18 protein-coding genes are annotated in these 23,371 nt (G+C 36.8%); 17 read left to right on the top strand and 1 reads right to left on the bottom strand.

Annotated elements, in window-relative coordinates:
* Positions 1-129: 129 nt before the first annotated feature.
* From HMPREF1495_RS11145 to HMPREF1495_RS11115, 7 genes are all read left to right on the top strand, one after another.
* The gene (locus tag HMPREF1495_RS11145) at positions 130-1,554 is read left to right on the top strand and encodes an S-layer homology domain-containing protein (protein ID WP_034214833.1); all 1,425 of its coding nucleotides are present in this window, start codon (positions 130-132) and stop codon (positions 1,552-1,554) included.
* 7 nt (positions 1,555-1,561) lie between these two features.
* A complete protein-coding gene (locus HMPREF1495_RS11140) occupies positions 1,562-5,992 on the top strand; it encodes a S8 family serine peptidase (RefSeq protein ID WP_034214831.1) in 4,431 nt (1,476 codons plus the stop codon).
* Positions 5,993-6,684: 692 nt separating this feature from the next.
* Complete coding sequence (locus tag HMPREF1495_RS11135; protein WP_034214828.1) at positions 6,685-6,861, top strand: type II toxin-antitoxin system HicA family toxin; 177 nt, start codon at positions 6,685-6,687, stop codon at positions 6,859-6,861.
* 49 nt (positions 6,862-6,910) lie between these two features.
* Positions 6,911-7,339 (top strand): type II toxin-antitoxin system HicB family antitoxin, encoded by a 429-nt coding sequence (locus HMPREF1495_RS11130; RefSeq protein WP_034214827.1) that lies wholly within the window; start codon positions 6,911-6,913, stop codon positions 7,337-7,339.
* Between the two features lie 251 nt (positions 7,340-7,590).
* A complete protein-coding gene (locus tag HMPREF1495_RS11125; RefSeq protein WP_330368732.1) occupies positions 7,591-7,965 on the top strand; it encodes a YbgA family protein in 375 nt (124 codons plus the stop codon).
* A gap of 120 nt (positions 7,966-8,085) precedes the next feature.
* On the top strand, positions 8,086-9,738 hold the full coding sequence (locus HMPREF1495_RS11120; RefSeq protein WP_034214825.1) for a glycosyl hydrolase family 18 protein: 1,653 nt from the start codon (positions 8,086-8,088) through the stop codon (positions 9,736-9,738).
* Between the two features lie 151 nt (positions 9,739-9,889).
* Positions 9,890-11,833 (top strand): IdeS/Mac family cysteine endopeptidase, encoded by a 1,944-nt coding sequence (locus tag HMPREF1495_RS11115; RefSeq protein WP_084544521.1) that lies wholly within the window; start codon positions 9,890-9,892, stop codon positions 11,831-11,833.
* Positions 11,834-11,899: 66 nt separating this feature from the next.
* Here the strand turns inward: HMPREF1495_RS11115 and HMPREF1495_RS11110 are convergent, their stop codons facing one another.
* Complete coding sequence (locus HMPREF1495_RS11110; protein ID WP_007594259.1) at positions 11,900-12,655, bottom strand: DeoR/GlpR family DNA-binding transcription regulator; 756 nt, start codon at positions 12,653-12,655, stop codon at positions 11,900-11,902.
* A 305-nt stretch (positions 12,656-12,960) separates the two neighbouring features.
* Between HMPREF1495_RS11110 and HMPREF1495_RS11105 the strand changes: the two genes are divergently transcribed.
* From HMPREF1495_RS11105 to HMPREF1495_RS11060, 10 genes are all read left to right on the top strand, one after another.
* Entirely contained in the window at positions 12,961-14,373 is a 1,413-nt protein-coding gene (locus HMPREF1495_RS11105) for a rhamnulokinase (RefSeq protein WP_034214821.1), read from the top strand.
* Positions 14,374-14,386: 13 nt separating this feature from the next.
* Positions 14,387-16,168 carry an L-fucose isomerase gene (locus HMPREF1495_RS11100; protein WP_007594255.1) on the top strand — a complete coding sequence of 594 codons (1,782 nt, stop codon included), beginning with the start codon at positions 14,387-14,389 and terminating at the stop codon, positions 16,166-16,168.
* Positions 16,169-16,224: 56 nt separating this feature from the next.
* On the top strand, positions 16,225-16,884 hold the full coding sequence (locus HMPREF1495_RS11095; protein WP_007594253.1) for an L-fuculose-phosphate aldolase: 660 nt from the start codon (positions 16,225-16,227) through the stop codon (positions 16,882-16,884).
* 12 nt (positions 16,885-16,896) lie between these two features.
* Complete coding sequence (locus HMPREF1495_RS11090; RefSeq protein WP_007594251.1) at positions 16,897-18,396, top strand: sugar ABC transporter ATP-binding protein; 1,500 nt, start codon at positions 16,897-16,899, stop codon at positions 18,394-18,396.
* Positions 18,396-19,370: an ABC transporter permease gene (locus tag HMPREF1495_RS11085; RefSeq protein WP_007594249.1), complete on the top strand. Its 975-nt coding sequence runs from the start codon at positions 18,396-18,398 to the stop codon at positions 19,368-19,370. Before HMPREF1495_RS11090 ends, HMPREF1495_RS11085 begins: the two co-directional genes overlap by 1 nt.
* Positions 19,371-19,384: 14 nt before the next feature.
* Entirely contained in the window at positions 19,385-20,503 is a 1,119-nt protein-coding gene (locus HMPREF1495_RS11080; protein WP_007594247.1) for an ABC transporter substrate-binding protein, read from the top strand.
* Between the two features lie 9 nt (positions 20,504-20,512).
* Positions 20,513-20,944 (top strand): RbsD/FucU family protein, encoded by a 432-nt coding sequence (locus HMPREF1495_RS11075; RefSeq protein WP_007594242.1) that lies wholly within the window; start codon positions 20,513-20,515, stop codon positions 20,942-20,944.
* 39 nt (positions 20,945-20,983) lie between these two features.
* Positions 20,984-22,132, top strand: coding sequence for a lactaldehyde reductase (gene fucO, locus HMPREF1495_RS11070; RefSeq protein WP_007594240.1), 1,149 nt, complete (start codon positions 20,984-20,986; stop codon positions 22,130-22,132).
* Positions 22,133-22,329: 197 nt separating this feature from the next.
* Positions 22,330-22,602, top strand: coding sequence for a PF20097 family protein (locus tag HMPREF1495_RS11065; RefSeq protein WP_007594238.1), 273 nt, complete (start codon positions 22,330-22,332; stop codon positions 22,600-22,602).
* Between the two features lie 81 nt (positions 22,603-22,683).
* Positions 22,684-22,917 carry a PF20097 family protein gene (locus tag HMPREF1495_RS11060; protein WP_007594236.1) on the top strand — a complete coding sequence of 78 codons (234 nt, stop codon included), beginning with the start codon at positions 22,684-22,686 and terminating at the stop codon, positions 22,915-22,917.
* The last annotated feature ends 454 nt before the right edge of the window (positions 22,918-23,371 follow it).

Genomic DNA, 23,371 nt, shown 5'->3' with positions numbered 1-23,371 from the left:
ACTACAATATGTATATATAGATATTGTTTAGCCAATAAGTGCGATTAAAAAATTTGAAGTGCTTTATCTTCTTATGTCCGGATAAATTCAGAAGATAAAACATTTTAAAAATAAAATCAGGAGAAACAAATGAGTATGAAAAAAGCAATAAAATTTACTTTGTTGTTAAGCATAGCTATATGTATTCAATTGTTTTTTATTGCTCCAATTGCAAAAGCGGAGCAAAAAACATATACGGATAACGAAGTAAATATCAGCAAAAGAGACTTGATTATATTACTTGAAAAGCTTTCAGGCAACTTGGGATCCGACATAGCGGACATAGGAAATTACGCAAATGCGGATGAAGAGTATGTTAAAAGCTCTGTAGAGAAATTAAAAGGACTAAATATAATAGATGAGCATGTATCATTTGCCAATCTTTATGAAAGTCCTAAAAAGGAAGATGTCTATTACCTGCTTGCAAAGTATATAGGCATTGAAGCGGCTGAGGGGAAAACAGCTTTTATTGATGATGAGAAATTACAGTCATGGTCAAGAGGCTATATAAAAGAACTTGAAAACCTTGGTGTTATTGAAGGAAAAGATAAGAACTTTGAGCCCGGTAAAGTTTTAAACAGAGGTGAGTTAAGGGATGTAATTAAAGAGCTCTTCCTTACGGTCATCAATACCTCTCAAAATTTTAAGGCGGATGAAAACAATAAGTCAAAGGCTTTTATAGTTGTCAATACCAATGATGCCGTTATAGAAAATATAAAAATACAGACTCCGATACTTATAAACCAAAAGGCAAGTAACGGAAGGTTAAGGATTATAAATTCAGACATAAGCAAAATCTATATTGCTGTAGGAAGCCAAAACTTTGAGGTGCAACTTTCAAACTCAAAGTTACAATCGGCAAAAAGCCTCGGTAAAAATATTTCCTATACAAATTTGGGACCTGACGGAAAGGTAGTACCTTTGCCAAATCCGGAGGAGTATAAGCCTGACGGTAGAAGATCTGTTAAGAGGATAATAAAGGGAAGTAGAAGTAACGGTTCATCAGACAGTTATTTTGGAAACAACAGTCAAAAAGAAAATAAAGCTCAAAGTGATAAAGAAACCGAAGAAAAAGTAACACCACAAAATAAAGATACAGTTAAGCCGGAGGAGAAGACAGGTACCGGAAAGATTACGGAAAATAAGAAAACTCAGAGTGAAGTCCTACCCAAAGTAAATGAAGGTACTCCTAATAAAGGTGAAAAAAACAGTGCAGCGGAAAATTTGAGTGAAGACTTTATAGTACTGAATGAACATTTATATGCGGATAAAACGTTAAAATATAAAGCCGTTAACGGAGTGACTCTTGAAGATAAAGCGCTTATAGGACTTAAATTAAGCGGAGAAAATAACGGAGTAAAGCTTAATGTAAAGTGGGAAGGTGATAGTCTTCATCAGGTAAAAAATGCTCAAAAAGGAGAATATAGGCTTGCTGTAAGCAGCTTAGAGGATCTTGTAATCAACGACAAGAACTATGGCAAGGTAAAATTTATAGTTAAAATAATTATAGAATAGGTGAGTTATGAATAGAATAAGTAAAAAACTTGCCTTGTTTTGTGCCGTACTTCTTATAAATCCCTTGGTTTCTACAGCTAAGCCGGGATTTGCGGCACAAAATAACGGGGACAGAGTTTCAGAGTATGTAAAAGAGGCAGATAAAAAATTAAATTCGGATGATACCGATGCCGAAAAAAATGAAGATAAGCCGAAAGAGCTTAGGCTTATAATAGAGCTTGATAAGGACTCCTTGATAGAAGAAGCCATAAATAAAGATATGGACTATGATAAACTGGATGATTCCTTTATAGACGAAAAAAAGCAGGAGCTGAAAGAAGATCAGGATAAGCTTGTAAAAGATATAAAAAATGAGGATATAAAGGCGGATACTAAGGAAGTAAGGCACTATGATACCATATTTAACGGTATATCACTAAGTGCCGATGCTACTGAAATAGAAAAAATAGAAGCGCTTCCGGGAGTAAAAAGTGTTTATGTATCACAGGAGTTTCAAAGACCTTATCTTAAGTCATCCAACAGTATAACAGGTTCGGGATATGCGTGGAATACACTTGGATATAAAGGCGAGGGAAGTGTTATTGCGGTAATAGACTCAGGTATAGACTACAGACATAAGGCACTTAGACTGGATGAATCTGTACATCCTATGTATACAAAGACAGATATAGAAAAGATAATAGCTGAAAACGGATTAAAAGGCTCTTATTATTCTGATAAAGTACCTTATGGCTATAATTATTATGATTTTAATAAGAACTTACGTAACAGCTACGGTGTAATGCACGGTATGCATGTATCAGGAATAGCTGCCGCCAATGATATTGAGAGCGGTACTTTCGGAGTGGCACCTAATGCACAAATACTTGCACTTAAGGTATTTTCAGATGACCTTGAGTATCCTACAACTTTTACCGATATTTGGTTGAAAGCCTTGGATGATGCTATAACATTGAAGGCCGATGTAATAAACTTAAGCCTGGGAACGGCAGCCGGATTTTCAATGGAGAACAGAGCTTATCCGGAAAATGAGGTTATAGAAAAGGCAAGAAAAGCCGGAATAGTAATTTCAGTAGCTGCCGGTAATGACGGAAATATTACTTCCGGAAATATAAATAATGTGGAGCCTTTAAAAGAAAATTATGATACCGCTTTAATTGCAAATCCTGCTGTAAATGAAGGAACTATAGCGGTTGCATCCATGGAAAATACTAAAAGGCATATGTATGTCTTAAGGTGGAAGGACAGCTGGGATGCCTATGTAAATGAAGAGATGGATTTGCATAAAGGAGAAAATCCGAAAAAAATTATAAGTGCAGATATATTTGATTTAAAAAACGCTAAGCAAGAGCTTATTAAAAAAGAAAATATAGAAGGTAAGCTTGTACTCTTTGAGATTCCTACAACAAAAGACAGCTTAGGATTCGGGGATAAACTTGAGGCAATAGCTGAATTAAAACCTGCCGCCATTGTTTTTTACAATAACAGGAGCATGGCTGAGCAGATAGGCGGTAATCTTGAAGTTCCGGGAAATGCGGGAAAGCTTACCTGTATCCGTATAAAAAGAAGTACCTATGATAAGTTAATGGAGGAATACGGTTATAATAATAATCTGAGACCTGAGATATTTACGGAAATGACGGATGTTGACAATGTAGCGGGAGGAAGCGTATCAAAGTTTTCTTCATGGGGGCCAACTCCGGATCTTAGAATCAAGCCGGAGATAACCGCTCCGGGAGGACATATATACTCAAGCGTTGAGGACGATAAGTACAAGGATATGTCCGGTACTTCCATGGCGGCTCCTCAGGTAACGGGAGCTACAGCCATACTTAAACAATATATAAAGGCAAAGAATATACAAACAGATAACAGTTCGGAATTTATAAAACTTTTACTTATGAATACCGCAACTCCTTTAAAGGATGAGGGAATATTTGAAGATATACCCTACTTTGTAAGACAGCAGGGAAGCGGTGCTCTAAATATTGAAAATGCCTTAAAAACCACTGTAGTAGTAAGGGCACAGGGAACAAATGACAATATAGCCGACGGAAAGCTCGAGCTTAAAGAACTTAAGGATAAAAGGTTTGATGTCAAACTCAGTCTTGAAAACTTTGGTGACAGTACAAAAAGCTATGATATAAATTCAGTTGCACTTTATGAGCCTACAGACGGTACATATAGGCTGCAAAGATCTGAAATATTACATTCAAATGAGTCTAATATAAGCAGAGAGATAAGCGTTGAAGCACATTCATCCGCAAGTATAGATTTCACTATGGATTACTCGGATGCGGAAAACCTTGAAGAGGATAACTTTATAGAAGGTTTTATAAGTCTTAAGGACAAAGAGGGTATATCAAATCTCAATATACCTTTCCTCGGATTTTACGGAGATTGGGGTAAACAAAGAGCTATAGATGCATTTCAGCTTCCTGAGATCGGAAGTGAAAAAAGAAATGTACAATTTTTTGTAAATAAAAATGCCGGAGTAAGCTCTTCAATGCTTGGAACAAGTATGATGCTTAAACTTCCACTGTACAATAATGAAATATATTTCTCACCAAACAGTAAGTACTATCCCGATGTGGCGGCAAGAATAGCACCACTCAGAAATATGGAGCAGGTAGAGTATTCGATACTTGATGCCAAGACGGAGGAAACTTTAAGAGTTTTAGGAGTTTCAAAGCAGGTAAGGAAGCTTAGCAGACTTTCGGTCAATAAAAGCTTTAAGTTCATGCCGGAGTCGGTATGGGACGGAAAAATCGGTGAAGGAATTGCAGAGGACGGTACCGAGTACATATATTGTATAAAGGCAAAGCTTAATACTAATAATGTAGGAGGCAATGGAGAACAGGTCTATAAATTCCCTGTGCGTGTGGACAGCATGGCTCCGAATCTAAGCACTGCTAATGAAGTGCAGGTGAATGATATTGACGGCAATATGAAGGAGATAGTATTTAATGTTCATGATAAGGGCATAGGTATAGAGAATGTATATTTGCAGTCAATAAGATATGCACAGGATGATAAGGCCGATACAAGTATAAGATACGGAAAATCCTTTGTTATAAGATTCCAAGATGAACCTGTGAAGGATGGAAAAGAGCTTGTAAAGGTTGAAGACGGCAAGCTTAATATACCTTTAGAAGCGGTACCTGACAGTCCGACTGCAAGAGGGGAAGTATATGTTTATACCAACGGTTACAGAAATTCGGATATTGAAGTACATTGTCCGTATTTTGCGGATACTTCAGATCTTATAATAGATGCCGTTGACTATATGGATAATAAAAGCAGAACCACTCTTTCAGATGTCAGAGAAGGCAATTATAATCAGATTAATTTCCTTAACTTTTTTGACTATATAAGCAATAAAAATGCAAGTGTTTATGTAAACGATATAAAACTTGATGATATGACTTACAGTCTGATAGAAAAGGAAGCGGTGATTAGGATAAAGCTGGCGGATGAAGAGTCACATTTGCATAAACTTACTTTGAAACATGATAATATCGAAGAAAATATAATTTTGGATAATAAAGTAAATTCCGAAATATCAAAAAAATATAATTTCAAATATGATGAGGACAAGCTTTGTTATGAATTTACAATAAATCCTGTTGAAACAAGTTTTGATATTACAACAGTATTTAGAGACGGAAAGCCTATGCAAAATATTCATGAGAGCATGGAAGAAGCAGGTATTACAGATATTACAATTAATAATGCTACCGTGTCAAATGCGGAAAGAAAGCCATATCCTGCAGTATTCCTTAAAACACCTGAGTTTTTTGATGTACTTGGAAATACAGAAGGTGAAGAAAAGCAGATAGATGTATCAGGTTTTGTAGGATATGTGGACGAGGATGACAGTGTAGAAAATGTGCAAATAAAGCTTGTGGATAATGAAGGAAATGAACTTTCAAGTCCTATAAATATAGGAAAAGAGGATCTTGTAAAAAGCAATATTATCTACAAAAAGAACGGAAATGTAATATATAAGGGAGAGGCGTATTCTTTTGAAAGTAAACTGAAACTTGAAGCATTTAATGTTAATATAAAAGTTGAGGTAAGTACTAAAAACGAAAAATCGGCAAGCATGGTAAGAAGATTATTCTACGATAAGATAAATCCTTTTATTGATTATAAGGTCTATGAAAGAGAGCTTGATTCCGATACGGTAAAAATAAAGGTTCGCTCACGTGATAATTCATTTAAATTAAGTCTCTATAACGGAGACTCACTTATAGGTACTGACGATAAAACCTCAATTTCTTATATTGAAGGTAAAGACGGTAATACTACGCAGATAGTTACACAAATAGAAGTTCCGCTAAACGAGGGGCAAAACAGTATAAAAATAACTGCCATAGACCTTGCCGGCAATAAATCGGAAAAGACCATATATATTTACAGAGCAAAAAATAATTAGCACATAAAAAGGAGAGTCGAGTAAGGCTCTCTTTTTTATATTTTGCACAATCTATCTTGCCATATATCGACCGAACAACTATTCCATATTGCGTGTAAAGCGTTTGAGGGTTATAATTTATATAAAGACGGAGAAAGGAGAAATTTATAAATAACTTTTATAAATGATAGTTTAGCCATCAAAGTCCCCAATATAAAAGTTAAAATTCTAAAATTCAATTTCTATGAAAGAAACCTGTCAATCTGCAGAACAGGAAATCATAGTATTCTAAATGATTATTCAATCTGAAAATCCCAAATACGATTTTTACATACAAAAATATATAAAAATACTACCTAAAGCAAAGCCCACGCAGGTTATAGCGAGTATATAAGTTGCAGACAGATATGTTTTTATATATTTTATAAAAACCGTCTGAATCTATGTAAAAATCAAATAAAAATGGTTTATAACTGCGAAGTATCAATGAAAGAAGTGTCACAGTTAAGGCTTACTAGGTAGCCGCTCATTGATACCTAACATATTGAAAAATAAAGAAAGCCATGTAAGTATAACTGTCAGGATATGAGATATATTTTGGCAGTTTTTGTATTAGATATTTATATTGTTGTTTCTTGAAAAAATAAATAAAGTAAAAATATTGACAAGTACGCATAAAGTACGTACAGTATAAATGATGTCAGGAGAAAGCGATGAAACGTAGAGATTTAATAAGAAAGCTGGAAGAGGCAGGATTTAAACTCAAACGACATGGAAAAGAACATGATATTTTTGAAAGAGGAGAAAATGAATCTGAGACAGTACCAAGACATCGTGATATAAATGAAATCACTGCAAAGGGGATATTAAGGAAATGGGGAATAAAATAGATTCACATTAAATTTTGTCAAGATGTTTAAGATTAAAAGGAGTAAGAAAATGAGAGTTGTATATCCAACATTGATTGAGAGGTCGGATGATATTTACTTAGTATTTGTTCCGGATTTGATGATATATACAGAGGGCAAAGATCTGCCGGATGCTATTGAAATGGCTAGAGACGCTATAAGCTTAAAGTGTTTAAGTATTGAGTATAGCAAAAAAGAAATTCCGGAACCGTCAAATTATGAAAAGGCTATAGATTTAGCTAAGAGTATTCATGAGGGTGAAAGCTTCGATTATACAAAAGGTATAATTACAACTGTAGATGCAGACTTAACAAGATACAGAAAAAAACTGGATAAGAAAATGGTTAGGAAAAATTTGACTATACCGAGTTGGATGAATGTTGAGGCAAAACGGTTGAACTTAAATATTTCAAGAGTTTTACAAGATGCACTTGAAGAAAGGTTTCATGCATTAAATTAGTATATATAAAAGAAAGCCATGTAAGTATAACTGTCAGGATGTTAGATATATTTTGACAGTTTTTATATTGGGAATATTGAATTGTCAGAGATTTATTTTAAGCTTTGACTATATTATTATAATTATATTTGATACAATATGACGATATAAGTTTTGAATCTGTTTAATCTTACATAATTTATTATGATATTAAACATTCAATTATTTTGAAAGAAAAGAGAGTATGAGTTATAAAAATATAAGAAAAGAATGTGAAGAGTTATGGGCAAAAAAAATACTATGTACTGAGTAAATCACATAAGGAATATCTCCGGATAAGAGAGTACCTGAAAGGGAATGAATTGGATGCTTCATTTCTGAAAGAGAAAATACAAAAAATAAAAGACATGAATGAGAGCAGGAAAGATTTCAGTAATGCCGTTCTTCATGTGTGGGGATATTTAAAAAAAGATGCAAGTGCCATAGAAAAACAGGAACTGTTTGATAGATTAAATGAATATATGGAAGAGAGAAGCGGTCAGACGGTTGTAATTGACTATGTAAACACTTTACTAAAGAAATACCCTAATGAATATTTGGAAAAGTCCACTTTCTTGACAGGAGAATACTATGAGACTATGGCATGAAAAAATTATACATTTATTGCCTAAAAATTTGCCTATAAAAATATTCTCTTAAATATTTATACATATTTATAGTATATAATAGTGAAGACTTTACAATAACTTATTTTATATGGAGGAAAAGTGAAGAAGAAGGTTTTAACAGGTATTGTTGTAGTTCTATGTATCATACTTGGAATTATATTTATATCAAGAGAAATGGACGGGATTATAGGGTCAAAGGAGAAGGTTACGCAGGCGCAGTTATATCAGGTTGAGGGTGAAGATGTAGCGCTTGTATACAATTATTCTTTGCAAAAGGCCAAAGCAATATATAAAGACGGAGTGGTATATGTACCTCTAAATTGGACCAGAGCCATACTCAATGATAAATTTTATTACAGTGATGATGAAAAGCTTCTTTCATACGCTTTGCCTACAGAAATAGTATATGCAAATTTTGAGAATGTGGATAATAACGGAAAGCCGCTTTTGCTTGAATCGGACGGAAAGGTTTATCTGTCTATTGAAACTATAAAGGCTTATACAGATATTTGGGTAGACTCATATACTGACAGTGAAATTAAAAAGGTATATATCAATAATACTTTCGGTAATTATGATGTTGCCAAAATAAAGTCAAAGTCCGGACTGAGAGTGGATGCCGACAATTGGTCTGCAAGTATAGAGGGTATAGAACTTAAGAAAGACGAAAATGTTACAATAGTGGAGCAAAATGAAAAGTGGTATAAAGTTTTTACACAAAGCGGTTTGATGGGATATGTGAAGAAAAATCACTTGAAAAATTTCACACAGGCCGAAAGACAAAGTGCATTTGTAAAGCCGGAATACACTTCCATATCAATGGATGAGAAGGTAGTTCTCGGATGGCATCAGGTAACGACAACTGCCGCAAACAGCGGTATGGAGAAGGTTGTTGCAAATACAAGCGGGATGAATGTAATATCACCGACATGGTTCAAACTTTCAGATAATAAAGGCAATTATACTTCTATAGCAAGTAAGGATTATGTGGATGCGGCACATAAAAAGAACTTGCAGGTATGGCCTTTAATTGATAATTTCAGTAAGGATATCAGTACATTAAAGATATTGTCTTCTTCTGCAAACAGGAAAAATCTTATTTCAAATCTGATTGCGGATGCAAAGAAATATGGCTTTGACGGAATAAATATAGACTTTGAGTCGCTCACTCAGGACAATGCACCACATTTTATTCAGTTTATAAGAGAGCTTTCCGTTTCATGCAGAAACAATAAAATAGTATTAAGTGTGGATGTTCCTATTCCGGCATCCTACAATATGTATTATGAGAGAGATGAGCTGGCTGAAGTTGTGGATTATGTAATAAACATGGGATATGATGAGCATTACAGCGGATCTGATGAAGGAAGCAGTGCTTCTATAGACTTTGTAAAAAATTCCATTACAGACAGCCTTACGGAAGTACCTAAGGAAAAACTTATAAATGCTGTTCCGGTATATACAAGAGTTTGGACCAAGGAAAACGGTAAGGTTACATCAACGGCACTCGGAATGGTAGGAGCGGCTACATGGGTTAAGGAAAATAATGTAAATCTTACTTGGGACGATGAGGTAGGCCAGTATGTAGGGCAAACCACAGTGGGAAATGCCACTAAGTACATATGGATGGAAGATGAGCGTTCTATGAAGCTTAAAATGGATGCGGTAAAGGAAGCTGATTTGGCGGGGGTAGCAGTTTGGAAACTGGGACTTGAACCTAAAGAGATTTGGGATGTTATATCATATAAATGATAATGGATATTTAAAATAAAATGTAGTATTATACAATTGTTTACAAAAATTCAGTCATATTGATGTGGCTGATTTTTTGTGCAATTTTGAGTAATGAAAGGGTAGTAAAGTGAAAAAGAATAAATTTGTCCCGACAGTTTTGGGGCTTACCATGTTGATGTCCTTTAATGCCTATGCAGGTACAAAAGGATGGACATTAGAAAATAACAAATGGAAATACTATAAAGAAGATAAGGCTTTAAAAGCTTGGCAACAGATAAATAATAACTGGTATTTCTTTAATGAAGACGGAAGTTTAAAAACCGGATGGTATATGGATGCTTCAAATAATTGGTATTTTTTGGACAACTCTAAGACGGTAAATGAGGGAGTACTGCTGTCAGGATGGCAGTGGATAGATGGATATTGTTATTATTTTGAAGGAACAGATAATACTACATTTGGAAAGATGTATTCAAATACTGCTGTCAGCGGATATAGAGTTGATGCTTTAGGAAGATGGATTAATGAAAGCGGAACAGAGTATTATGAAGCCGGTAAGGGGATAAGTACAGGTAATGCGTCACAGAGCTCATCGAATACAGCAAAGAAACAAGGTACTGCAGTTGGCTCGGGAAAAAGTAGTGTAAGCGGAGGCTTGGGCAAGGGCGGAAGCTCCGGTAAAGGTGGAAGTTCCGGTAAAAGCGGAGGCTTGGGTAGAGGTGGAAGCTTAGGAAAAAGCAGCGAATCAGATAGCCGGGGCAAGGGTGAAAACTCGGGTATAAGCGGCGGATCAGATAGCCGGGGGAAAGGTGAAAGCTACGATAAAAGCACCGGCCCAAATAAGGGCGAAAATACCGGAAAAAGCGATGACTTAAGCAGCTTAAATCAAGGAGAAAAAAGAGAAGAAAGCAGAATATCAAGAGAATCAAAAGGAACGGTTGAAAATTCAAGCTCTGAAAGAAGTGAAGGCTCGATAAGTCAAAGAAAAGAATTAAGCCCGGATAAAGATGATACCCAAAAGCCGAATGAGAGTCCTGTAAAGCCTGCTACATCTTCAAATGTAGAGATACCGAAAGAAGAGGAAAAAAAGGATACAGAGCCAAAGGAAAGTAAAAAGCCTGAGGCTAAAAGAAAAGAGAGTACACAGGACAGGGCTGAAAAGATAAAAGAATCATTGATTACTTCGGAGAATGACAATGTTGTTCAGTATACAAATGAAGACGGTGAAATCAGAACCATTATCTGGGCAAAGGGGATTAACGGTCCTCTTATGGGAGAAGGCGGAGATTTTCATAAAGAGATTATACAAGGCGGTAAAGATACTTATATAACATATACTGTACCATATTCAAGCGGAGACGGATGGTATGATGTTAATAAAACGACAAGCGGTGGAAATATCGATATAGATAAAAATCTTTGCTTTGCGGCGGTATCATCAAATATGCTTCATTGGTGGTTTGATCAAAATATTGAATATGTTGACAGATATATAGAAAAAAACGGAGATATAATTCGTGCCAACAGAAAACTTTCAGATTTAAAAACTTCTTTTGAAAGTCCGGAAAAAAGTGAAATATTTGAACTTTATAAGGTATTGTACGGATATAATGAGAGAGGCTTTTATTCGGATCTTTTGATGGATTTGTTCATTAACGGATATACTCCAAAAATAACGGGTGCTACTAATATAGAGAGTGACGACCTCATTCCAAGTAATAACGGTGGATTTTTATATGAAGTATTCAAAGGGGAAAAGCTTACAGACCGTACCTATGGCGGAAACTATGAGTCCTTAAGTTATCTTCTTAAAAGCATCTTGGGTAATGGTGGAATAGTAGGAGTTTCTCATAAAGTGTTTAGAAAGAGTAATCATATTGTAACTTTGTGGGGTGCGGAATATGATTTGAACGGAAATCTGAAAGCCGTATATGTCAGTGATTCTGACGATCAGGATGAAAGAAATGTAGGTATGAAACGCTATGAAATCAGAAATGTCGGAGGAATAGCAAAATTATCTACAAACGAGACTGATAAGTCTGCTGGTGCTGAGGTAGGCTATCTGCATATCCTGTATCAAGGAACAAATCAGTGGAATAATTATTTTAGATAATAACAAAGGTCTGAATCTTACACAAGTAATCTTGTGATATAGATTCAGACCTTTTATTATACAAAATTATACTATCTTAGAAATATTTTTTGAAAGAATTTCATCAAGCTCGGTTGAGAATTGTCCGTTTGAAATTAAAACGTCAATATCCCTAAAATCTGTGAGTTTAAAAAATCCTCCTGCTTCTTCCTTTGTGTTGTCGCAAAGAAGTATAGTCTTGTTTGCATTTTCTATCATACTCTTTTTGACAAGTCCCTGAGAATCATCACCCTCAAATATACCCTTTGTATTGATGGCTTTACAAGAAATAATCGCAAGCTCAGCATTGAAGTTTTTGATAAAGCTTGAAGCAAATTCTCCAACTATGGACAAACTTTTATGTTTTAATACACCGGGACACAGAAAACATTTCAAATCCTGTGCATTTGAAAGTTCATTTGCGATATTGATACCGTTGGTAATAATAGTGATATTATGCCTTAATTTAAGCAAAGGAGCCAGCTGACAAACAGTAGATGATGAGTCTAAAAATATAACCATACCGTCCTTTAAAAGCGGTGCTGTCTTGCCTGCAATAATCTGTTTTTTATCCAAATTTTCTATCCTTCTCATACCGATAGGGCTTTCATTGGCTGATTTAACAATCACAGATACATAGCCGTGGGACCTCTTAACAATACCTTCTTCTTCCAGTGCAATCAAATCTCTTCTTATAGTAGAGCGTGAAGCAAAAACTCTATGACATAAGCCGTCTATACTTGATATACCGTTGCTCTTATTTAAAACATCAAGTATCTGTTGTTTTCTTCCATTCGAATCCATAAATAATCCTCTTACTTTTATTTTACAGTAACTTCCGTTAAGCAAATACCGGAGTTGCCGACAGGTTTGAACAAAAAAATTCACACATGAACATTATAGCATAAAATAAAAAAAAGTATTCAAGAATATATCCATATATATATTTTTATTATTAAATGTGTTATATTGTATTCACTGAAAAACATTTTCGGCAATGTTTCGTAGATATGAAAATAAAAACAAAAAAGAAAAAGTTTTGGAATTTTTTGGGGGTTATAGCATGTCTCCGAAAGATTGCCGATTTTATTATTGAAAGTTGGTGAAGTATGAAAAGAGTATTGGCTTTCGATATGGGAGCGACATCCATCAGAGGTATTATCGGATATGTTAAGGATGGAAAACTTGTAACTGAAGAAGTTATGAGAATGGCCCATAGTATAAAGAATAAAAACGGAAGATTGTATTGGGACTTTGATGCTATTTTAGAAAAAATAGTAAGTACTATCATTGAGAACAAGGATGTATCATGCATCGGTATTGATACATGGGGTGTTGACTTCGGAGTGATAGACAAGGACGGAAAACTGATAGACATTCCATTCTCCTATAGAGATGAGAAATATGCTGTAGGAAGAGAAGAAGCGAAAGCAAAGATAAGTGAGCTTGAAATATTCAAAAATTCCGGAAATCAGATAATGACCATAAATACAATATTCCAGTTGCTTACATTAAAGAAGTTAAATCCTGATATATATGAAAAAGCGGATAAGATGCTTATGATGCCGGATTTGATTTTCTATATGCTTACAGGAAAGAAAATAGGAGAAGAAACTATCTGGTCTACAACAGGACTTTATGATATGGGACAGAGAAAAGTTTCAGACACTATATTTGAGAAACTTGAACTTAAAAAGAGTTTGGTTCCGGAGATTGTAAAAGCTACAGAAGTAGTCGGAAATACAAAAGATTCCGGAATAGAGGCATTAAGGGGACTTTCAATCGATGTGATACCGGTATGTACTCATGATACTGCAAGTGCACTTCTTATGACAGACAGCTTTCTGGACGAGGACAGTATGTTCTTAAGCTGTGGAACATGGTCACTTATAGGTAGCGTGGTGGATAAATGTATCATAAACGAAGAAGCTTATGAGAACAATCTTACAAATGAATTGGGATTTGACTCAAAGCCTATGTTTTTCAAAAATATCACAGGACTTTATCTGTTGGAAAAGTACAAAGCGCAGCTTGAAGCAAAGCTTGGCAAAAAGATTCCATTTGATGATATCAGTGATTATGTAAACAAACTTGATAAGAAACTTTCACTCATAGATATGGATGCGGAAATATTTGCAAAAGAGGGTATTGATGTAAAGAGTGAGATTGATAATTTTATAAGAAATCAAGGCGGTGATACTCCTGAACATGACTTTGACTATTTTGCGGTTATTTATGAGAGCATGGTAGCAAAGTATATGGAAGTAAAAGCCGACATTGAAAAGATTTTAAATAAGAATTTCAAGAAGATCCATATGATCGGGGGCGGTGCTAAGTCAAGCGTACTTACATCTATGATTGCAAATAAAATGGGGGTAGATGTAAAGGCGGGACCTTACGAGAGTTCAGCTCTTGGAAATATTCTTCTTTCACTATTACATCTGAATGAAGTAAAAGATTTAAAAAGCGGTATTGAATTGATCTTAGGATCATGTGAGATAAAAAGAATAGATTCAAAATAATAAGGAGGGAATTATGAATCATCCAAAGATAGGTATCAGACCTACAATCGACGGCAGATGGGGCGGCGTTAGAGAGTCACTTGAAGAACAGACAATGGGAATGGCAAAAAGAGCGGCTAAACTTATAGAGGACAACCTTAGATATCCTGATGGAGAAAAGGTAGAGGTTGTAATATCACCTACAACTATCGGTGGCGGTGCAGAGGCTGCTGTTTGTGAAGAGTTTTTTGCAAATCAGAATGTAGTGGGAACACTTACAGTTACACCATGCTGGTGCTACGGAACAGAGACAATGGACTTGAATCCGAACACAATCAAAGCTGTTTGGGGATTCAACGGAACAGAGAGACCGGGTGCTGTTTATCTTGCGGCAGTTATGGCGGCATATGCACAGAGAGGACTTCCTGCATTCTCAATTTACGGAACAGAAGTTCAGGATAAGGATGAAACAACTATCACAGCAGACGTTGCAAAGAAGATCTTAGACTTTGCAAGAGGAGCGGTTGCTGTCGGTATAATGAAGAATAAGTCATATGTAAATATCGGTTCAGTATCTATGGGTATTGCAGGCAGTGTGGTAAACGTAGACTTCTTACAGAAGTATCTCGGAATGAGAACCGAATGGGTAGATATGACAGAGGTTCTTAGAAGAATTACACTTGGTATCTATGATCATGAAGAGTTTGCAAGAGCTCTTGCATGGGTAAAGGAATACTGCAAAGAGGGTATGGATATCAATGCAGGTAAGGACTTCCCTGAGATAATCAAGAAATCAAGATATATTAAGGATGACGAGCAGTGGGAATTCTGCGTAAAGCATGCAATGGTAGTAAGAGATATCCTTGAAGGAAATCCGAAGCTTGCCGAAATGGGATGGCATGAGGAGTCACTTGGAAGAAACGGTATTGCAGGCGGATTCCAGGGACAGAGAATGTGGACAGACTGGCTTCCAAACGCAGACTTTACAGAGGCTATTATGGCTTCAGGTTTCAACTGGAACGGTAAGAAGATGCCGACACCGTTTGCAACAGAGAATGATACATTAAACGGTGTAGCTATGATGTTCGGATGGCTTTCTACAGGAAAGGCTCCTATCTTCTCAGACGTTAGAACATACTGGTCACCGGATGCGGTAAAGAGAGTCAGCGGTAAAGAACTTAGCGGATATGCTAAGAACGGTATCATCCACCTTATCAACTCAGGTGCAAGCTGTCTTGACGCAAGTGCGGCGGCTAAGGATGAGAACGGTAACGGAACAATGAAGGAGTGGTGGAACCTTACAGATGAAGATGTTAAGGCATGCTGTGAGGCTACAGACTGGTGCAGAGCCGATTATGAGTACTTCAGAGGCGGCGGTTTCTCATCACACTTTAAGACATCAGCAGAAATGCCTGTTACTATGATCAGAGTAAATATGGTTGAAGGTGTAGGACCTACACTTCAGGTAATAGAAGGACATACATGTGTACTTGATGATGATGTACATAGAATCCTTGATGAGAGAACAAGCAAGACTTGGCCGACAACATGGTTCGCACCGAAGATTGGCGTAGGTGCTGCAGATTCAGTATACAATGTTATGGCTAAGTGGGGTGCAAACCACGGTGCAACAGTAGAAGGACATGTAGGAGACAGACTTCTTACATTGGCTTCAATGCTTAGAATCCCTGTAGCATTCCACAATATTGAGGACGAGAGAATATTCAGACCACATTCATTTAACGGATTCGGAACAGCTGATTTAGAGGGACAGGACTACAGAGCATGTGCTTACTACGGTCCGCTTTATAAGTAAAAATTAAATACAGGAGGGCAGTATTGCCCTCTTGATAGTAAAGGGGAAAAAATATTATGTTGATGGAGAAGGAAAGACTGCTTTTAATAGAGTACGGAAAGAAACTTGTAAAAGCGGGACTTACCAAGGGAACAGGTGGTAACCTGAGTATATTTGACAGAAAGAACGGACATGTGGCAATCACTCCTTCAGGAATAGATTTCTTTGAGATACAGCCTGAGGACATAGTTATCATCGATGTTGACGGAAATGTGATAGAGGGAAACAGAGTTCCTTCATCAGAGTGGGCAATGCATGTAATGCCATATAAATACAGAGATGATATCGATGCTGTTATTCATGCTCATACAATGTATGCAACCGTTATGGCTTGTCTCAGACAGGAACTTCCGGCAACTCATTATATGATCGCTGTAGCAGGTGAGAATGTAAGAGTGGCCGAGTATGCTACATACGGAAGCCCTGAGCTTGCAAAGAATGCTTTTGAAGCAATGAAGGACAGAAAAGCTGTTATTTTGGCAAACCATGGAATCCTTGCAGGTGCAAATGATTTGCTTAACGCTTTCAATATTATAGAAGAAATTGAGTACTGTGCCGAAGTTTACACCAAGGCTAAGGCTATCGGTGAGCCGGTAATATTACCTCACGAAGAAATGACTCTGATGGCAGAGAAGTTCAAGACATATGGTCAGAGGGTTAGTATTAAAGATAAATAGGAGGGAGATCTTATGTCAGCATTACTCACAATGAAAAATATAAAGAAATCTTTCTCCGGAGTTGCAGCATTAAAAAATGCCGAACTTGAACTTAATAAGAGTGAAGTAGTAGCACTGATGGGTGAAAACGGTGCCGGAAAATCAACTCTTATGAAGATTTTGACAGGAATATATTCTAAGGATGAGGGTACTGTAACTTTTGAAGGAAAAGAAGTAGAGTACAAGTCTGTATCCGAATCTGAAGAGGCGGGAATTGCAATCGTACATCAGGAATTAAATATGATGAACGATCTGACAGTGGCACAGAATCTTTTCATCGGAAAAGAGAGAAAAAAAGGAATCTTTATAGATGATGCAAAGATGGCTGAGGATGCCAGAGAACTGTTTAAAAAGCTTAATGTAGATATAAATCCTAATGTAAAAATAGGAAGTCTTACTGTAGGAAAGCAGCAGATGGTGGAGATTGCAAAGGCTATCTCAACAAATGCAAAGGTTATAGTTTTTGATGAGCCTACAGCAGCGCTTACAGATTCCGAAATAGAAGAGCTCTTCAAAGTTATAAACGATTTGAGAGCTAAGGGTACAGGAATCATTTATATCTCACACAGAATGGACGAAATTAATGTCATCTCGGACAAGGTTATTGTTATGAGAGACGGAGAATACGTAGGTACTTTGGTAACAAAGGAATGTACAAAAGACGACATTATTAAGATGATGGTCGGAAGAACAGTCTTTATGGAACCAAAGACCAAATCTGATGTAAGTGCGGATGCGGAAGTTGTACTCAGATGTGAAAATCTGAACAGAGGAAAGTACGTAAAGAATGTTTCCTTTGAGCTGAGAAAGGGTGAGATACTCGGTTTCTCAGGACTTATGGGTGCAGGAAGAACGGAAGTTGCAAGACTTATCTTCGGTGCGGACCCGATGGATTCCGGTAAGATATATATTCACGGTAAGGAAGTAAGTATAAAATCCACAAAGGATGCCGTAAATGCAGGTATCGGTTATCTGTCAGAAGACAGAAAGAGATATGGACTTTTGGTAGATAAGTCTGTAGAAGAGAACACCTGCCTGTCTTCACTTGAAAAATTCACAAAAGGACTGTTTATAGACGGGTCAAAGTCAAAAAGTGTCAGTGAAAAATATGTTCAGGAATTAAGAACCAAAACACCAAGTGTTACACAGATTATAAAGAAACTTTCAGGTGGAAACCAGCAGAAGGTCGTTATAGCGAAGTGGTTGGTAAAGGATTCTGAAATATTGATATTTGACGAACCTACAAGAGGTATAGACGTAGGTGCAAAGAGTGAAATATATGATTTGATGGAAAGATTGGTTAAAGAAGGCAAATCCATAATAATGATTTCATCGGAATTGCCGGAAGTACTCAGAATGAGCGACAGAGTCGTAGTAATGTGTGAAGGCAGAATAACAGGTTGTCTTGACATTTCTGAGGCCAGTCAGGAGGGAATCATGACATGTGCAACAAATAGACAGGGGGCAAAATAATGAACCTAAAAAAGATTTTTTCAAATCAGCAGGCAGTGGTTATCGCCGCGCTGGTAGTAATATGTATAGTGTTTTCACTGTTAACAGATAAGTTCTTACAAGCTACAACATTTACAAACATTTCAAAGTCTGCTTACTATGTAGCATTTATGGCAATCGGAGTTACTTTCGTTATTGCTACAGGCGGTATCGACCTTTCAATAGGTACAGTTGCTATATGCTCTGCACTTATAGGCGGAACCTTTATGGAAAAAGGTACACCGATGTTTGTTGTTATATTGATAATGCTCTTGGTTGGAGCCGTATTCGGACTTATAAACGGTATTTTGGTATCACATTTTGAGTTGCCGGCATTTATCGCTACACTCGGAACCATGATGGTATCAAGAGGCTTGGGCTCAATCGTATCAAAGACAAAGACAATATCATTCCCGCAGGGAAGCAGTGCAGGTGCTTGGTTTAGAGAGATATTCATGGTAACAAAGGATGGCGGCATCCTTCCAAAGAATTTCCCTACAGGATTTATACTTTTGGCAGTATGTGCAGTAGTAATGGCAGTAGTGCTTAACAAGACAAGACTTGGAAGATATATTCTTTCAATAGGTTCAAACAAGGAAGCTACAAGACTTTCCGGTATTGATGTAAAAAAATATGAGACACTTGCTTATGTATTCTCAGGTGTGTTCGCAGCACTTGCAGGACTTGCATATGTAGCGGTATTCTCAACAGCACAGCCAAATACAGGTAACGGATTTGAGCTTGATGCTATCGCGGGAGTAGTTATAGGTGGTACATCACTTTCAGGTGGTGTCGGTTCAATCGTTGGAACAATTATAGGTGTGTTTATCATGACAGTACTTAAGATCGGTTTCCCATACATCGGAGTACAGTCACATTATCAGCTCTTCATCACAGGAATCATATTAGTATTCGCTGTGTATATGGATATCTTAAATAGAAAAAGAAAGGGTTAATTAAGGAGGAAATTATGAAGAAGAGATTTTTAGCAGTTGCAGTAGCAAGTTTGATGGCAATGTCATTAGCGGCATGTGGCGGATCAAGCAGTAGTTCAAGTGAGGCTGAGAAGACAACAGCAGCACAGGCAGACGGATCAAAGTCTGAGGAGACAAAGGCGGAAGCAAGCGCTGACGGAAAGAAGATCAACGTTATCGCTAAGGGATTCCAGCATCAGTTCTGGAAGGCAGTTGAGAAGGGTGCAATGCAGGCAGGAACAGATTTAGGAGTTGAAGTATCATTCCAGGGTCCTGATAATGAGTCAGCTATTGCACAGCAGATCGAGTATTTAGATGCAGCTATAGCACAAAAGCCTACAGCTATCTGCTTTGCGGCACTTGATACACAGGCAAGCTTGGGTTCAATCCAGACAGCAATGGATGCAGGTATTCCGATTATCGGATTTGACTCAGGTGTTCCGGATGCACCGGAAGGAGCTATCAAGGCTAATGCATCTACAAACAATCTTGTAGCAGGACAGTTGGCAGCAAAAGAGACATATGAGCTTATCAAGGACAAGATTGACGGTGCTTCAGGTACAGTTAGAATCGGTGTTGTTGCTCAGGAGTCAAACTCACAGTCAATCGTTGAGAGAACAAAGGGCTTCGTTGAAGAGATGACAAAGCTTGTTGGAGAAGACAAAGTTTCAGTTGAAGGACATGACAGCTTAAAGAAAGAGAAGGCAGGCGCTCCTGTTGTTATCGATGTAGGTATACCTGCAGAAGTTAAGGATGCAGACGGTGCAGCTGTTGCATCAGCTATTTTAGAGAAGTCAGACCTTATCGCAATCTACGGTTCAAACGAGTTCGCAGCAAACGCAATCATTACAGCTAACGAAGGTCTTGATAAGATCGGCGAAGGCAAAGTTGTTGCAGTTGGATTTGACGCAGGTAAGAAGCAGCTTCAGGCAATCAAAGACGGTTTATTTGCAGGTAGCGTAACACAGGATCCTGTACAAATCGGTTATAAGGCAGTTGAGCTTGCAGTTAAGGCGGCAAACGGCGAGAGCGTATCAGATGTTGATACAGGTGCTTTATGGTACACAAAGGACAACATGGAAGATCCAAAGATTGCTCCATGTTTATATGAATAAGAGGTAAATATGTTAAAAGGTATACCCGAGATAATATCACCGGAACTTTTAAAATACCTTTGTGAAATGGGTCATTCTGACAGACTTGTAATTGCAGACGGCAATTTCCCCACACATAGTGTGGGGAAGAATGCCCATATCATAAGAATGGACGGTCATGGTGTATGTGAGATATTGGATGCTATATTAAAGCTCTTTCCGCTTGACACATATGATCCGCACCCGGTCAGCATTATGGAAAAAGTACCGGGAGATACGGTAGCGACTCCTATTTGGGACGAGTTCAAAGAAATCGTATCAAAATATGATACAAGAAAAGATGCTATCGGAAGCATCGAAAGATTTAAATTTTACGATGAAGCAAGAAAAGCATATTTGATTATTGCGACATCTGAGAAGGCACTCTATGGCAATATAATGTTGCAAAAGGGTGTTGTATAATTTTGGTCAGTAAGTGACAGATAATTAGGGGGATTCATTATGGCTAACAGAATCATATTAAATGAAACATCATATCATGGACAGGGTGCTATTTTAAGCATTACAGAAGAAGCAAAGCTTAGAGGTTTCAAGAAAGCTTTTGTTTGTTCAGATCCGGATTTGATTAAGTTCAATGTAACAAAAAAGGTTACTGATTTACTTGATAAAGAGGGTCTTGAGTATGAGATTTATTCTGATATAAAAGCAAACCCGACAATTGAAAATGTTCAAAGCGGAGTAGCGGCTTTCAAAAAATCAGGTGCAGATTATATAATAGCTATCGGTGGCGGTTCATCTATGGATACCTCTAAGGCTGTCGGAATAATTATTGCAAACCCTGAGTTTGAAGATGTGAGAAGTCTTGAGGGACTTTCACCTACAAAGAACCCATGTGTTCCTATATTTGCAGTACCTACAACAGCAGGTACAGCGGCAGAAGTTACTATAAACTATGTTATCACAGATGTAGAGAAGAAGAGAAAATTTGTGTGTGTAGATCCACATGATATTCCAGTAGTAGCATTCGTAGATCCTGATATGATGTCAAGTATGCCAAAAGGACTTACAGCTTCAACAGGTATGGATGCACTTACACATGCTATCGAAGGATATACTACAAAGGGTGCTAACATTATTACAGATATGTTCAACTTAAAGGCTATCGAGCTTATTGCAAAATCACTTCGCGGTGCAGTAGAAAACACTGCAGAGGGAAGAGAAGGAATGGCTATCGGACAGTATCTGACCGGAATGGGATTTTCTAACTGTGGACTTGGAATAGTTCATTCAATGGCACATGGTCTTGGTGCATTGTATGATACACCTCATGGTGTAGCAAACGCTATTATTCTTCCGACAGTTATGGAATATAACGCTGATGCGGTTGGTGAGAAGCTCAGAGATGTGGCTAAGGCTATGGGCGTAGAAGGCACAGAGAATATGAGCGAAGCGGAGTACAAAAAGGCAGCCGTTGATGCGGTAAAGAAGCTTTCTGAAGATGTAGGCATTCCAAAAGATTTGAAAGAAATAGTAAAACCTGAGGATGTAGACTTCTTGTCACAGTCAGCAATGGATGATGCCTGCAGACCGGGCAATCCAAGAGATCCAAAGCTTGAGGATATTAAAGAATTATTCTTAAGCTTGATGTAAAATTGTTACCTTCTATATTATTTTAATAAAAGGGTGTATACTTGCTTTAGGGTGAGTATATGCCCTTTGTGCTTTACTTACTAAATTTTTATTTACAAATCCGGGTAAATAAAGTGTAAGCATAACACCGGTCAAAAATTTTTTCCGGCTTTGTGAAAAACAATTGAGTACTGAAAATTTAAATAAATGGAGGTTATATGGAAAAGTTTAATAAAAGATGTCCATACTGTGGAAAGATTATGGAAAGGGGAGAAATTCCCAGAGGTGAAGGGGAGTCACCTCATGATATCAAGTGGATTCCTGAACGCAAAAAAGGTAAATGGTATGAGGAGTTATTATACTTCTTGTCTCAGGAAGGTGAAGATAAGGTAATAGAATTAACGAGTAAGTATTATCCCACAATATGGGATGAGAAGAAGTGCATAGCCTATCTTTGCAGAGAGTGCAAAATAATAATAATAGATATTTAACAGTAAGAAGGATTTATATAAGACAACTGACTACCGGTATAATATATCATATATTTATCAGATTATTATGAAAGGGGGATTATGGGAAGTTATTATATGAAATGCCCTTATTGCGGCAGAGCAATGGAAAAGGGGAGTATACCTTACGGCGGAAGATATTCGCTTAAGTGGAAGAGTGAATATGAAAACAGAAGCAGTCTAAATTATATGTTCAACTTTGATAAAAAGGATGTAAAGCTCGCTTCTGTTTGGGGTGAAATATGTTGTACCGCCTATCTCTGCAGAGTTTGCAGGAAGATAGTAATTGATGTATGACTTTAATATAGCTGTTTTAAATACAGCTATTTTTTATGTGTATGTAAGATTATGGCAGTGACATGCAAATTGATTGACATTTTGCATGTCACCTTTTCTTTGGAAATTTGGATATGGATTTGCCAAAGAAAGATTCAGTATAAAATCCGTAGCGGAATTTTGTAATTGCAAAAAGAAAGAATACCACATAGTACCTTACATTATAAAGTACTATGTGGTATCATCGTTATAAATTATATGTAGTATTATCATGCAGTATGCTTTTATATATAAAATTATTAAAAAGTAAAGCATTTATCATTTGATATTTTGTTTAGAATTGGAGTTTTGCTATATTTATATAAATATAGCAAAAAAACATAATAAAGCAAAAAATAATATAGTATTAAACATCAAATTGAAAAGTAGTATAATACAAGTATAATTTATTATTTTAACAGTTCGGTCAGATAAA

This window comes from Lachnoanaerobaculum sp. MSX33 (genome assembly GCF_000512995.1).
Taxonomy (GTDB): domain Bacteria; phylum Bacillota; class Clostridia; order Lachnospirales; family Lachnospiraceae; genus Lachnoanaerobaculum.
The sequence above is the reverse complement of the archived record's forward strand: the minus strand, read 5'-3'. Positions and strand labels throughout refer to the sequence as shown.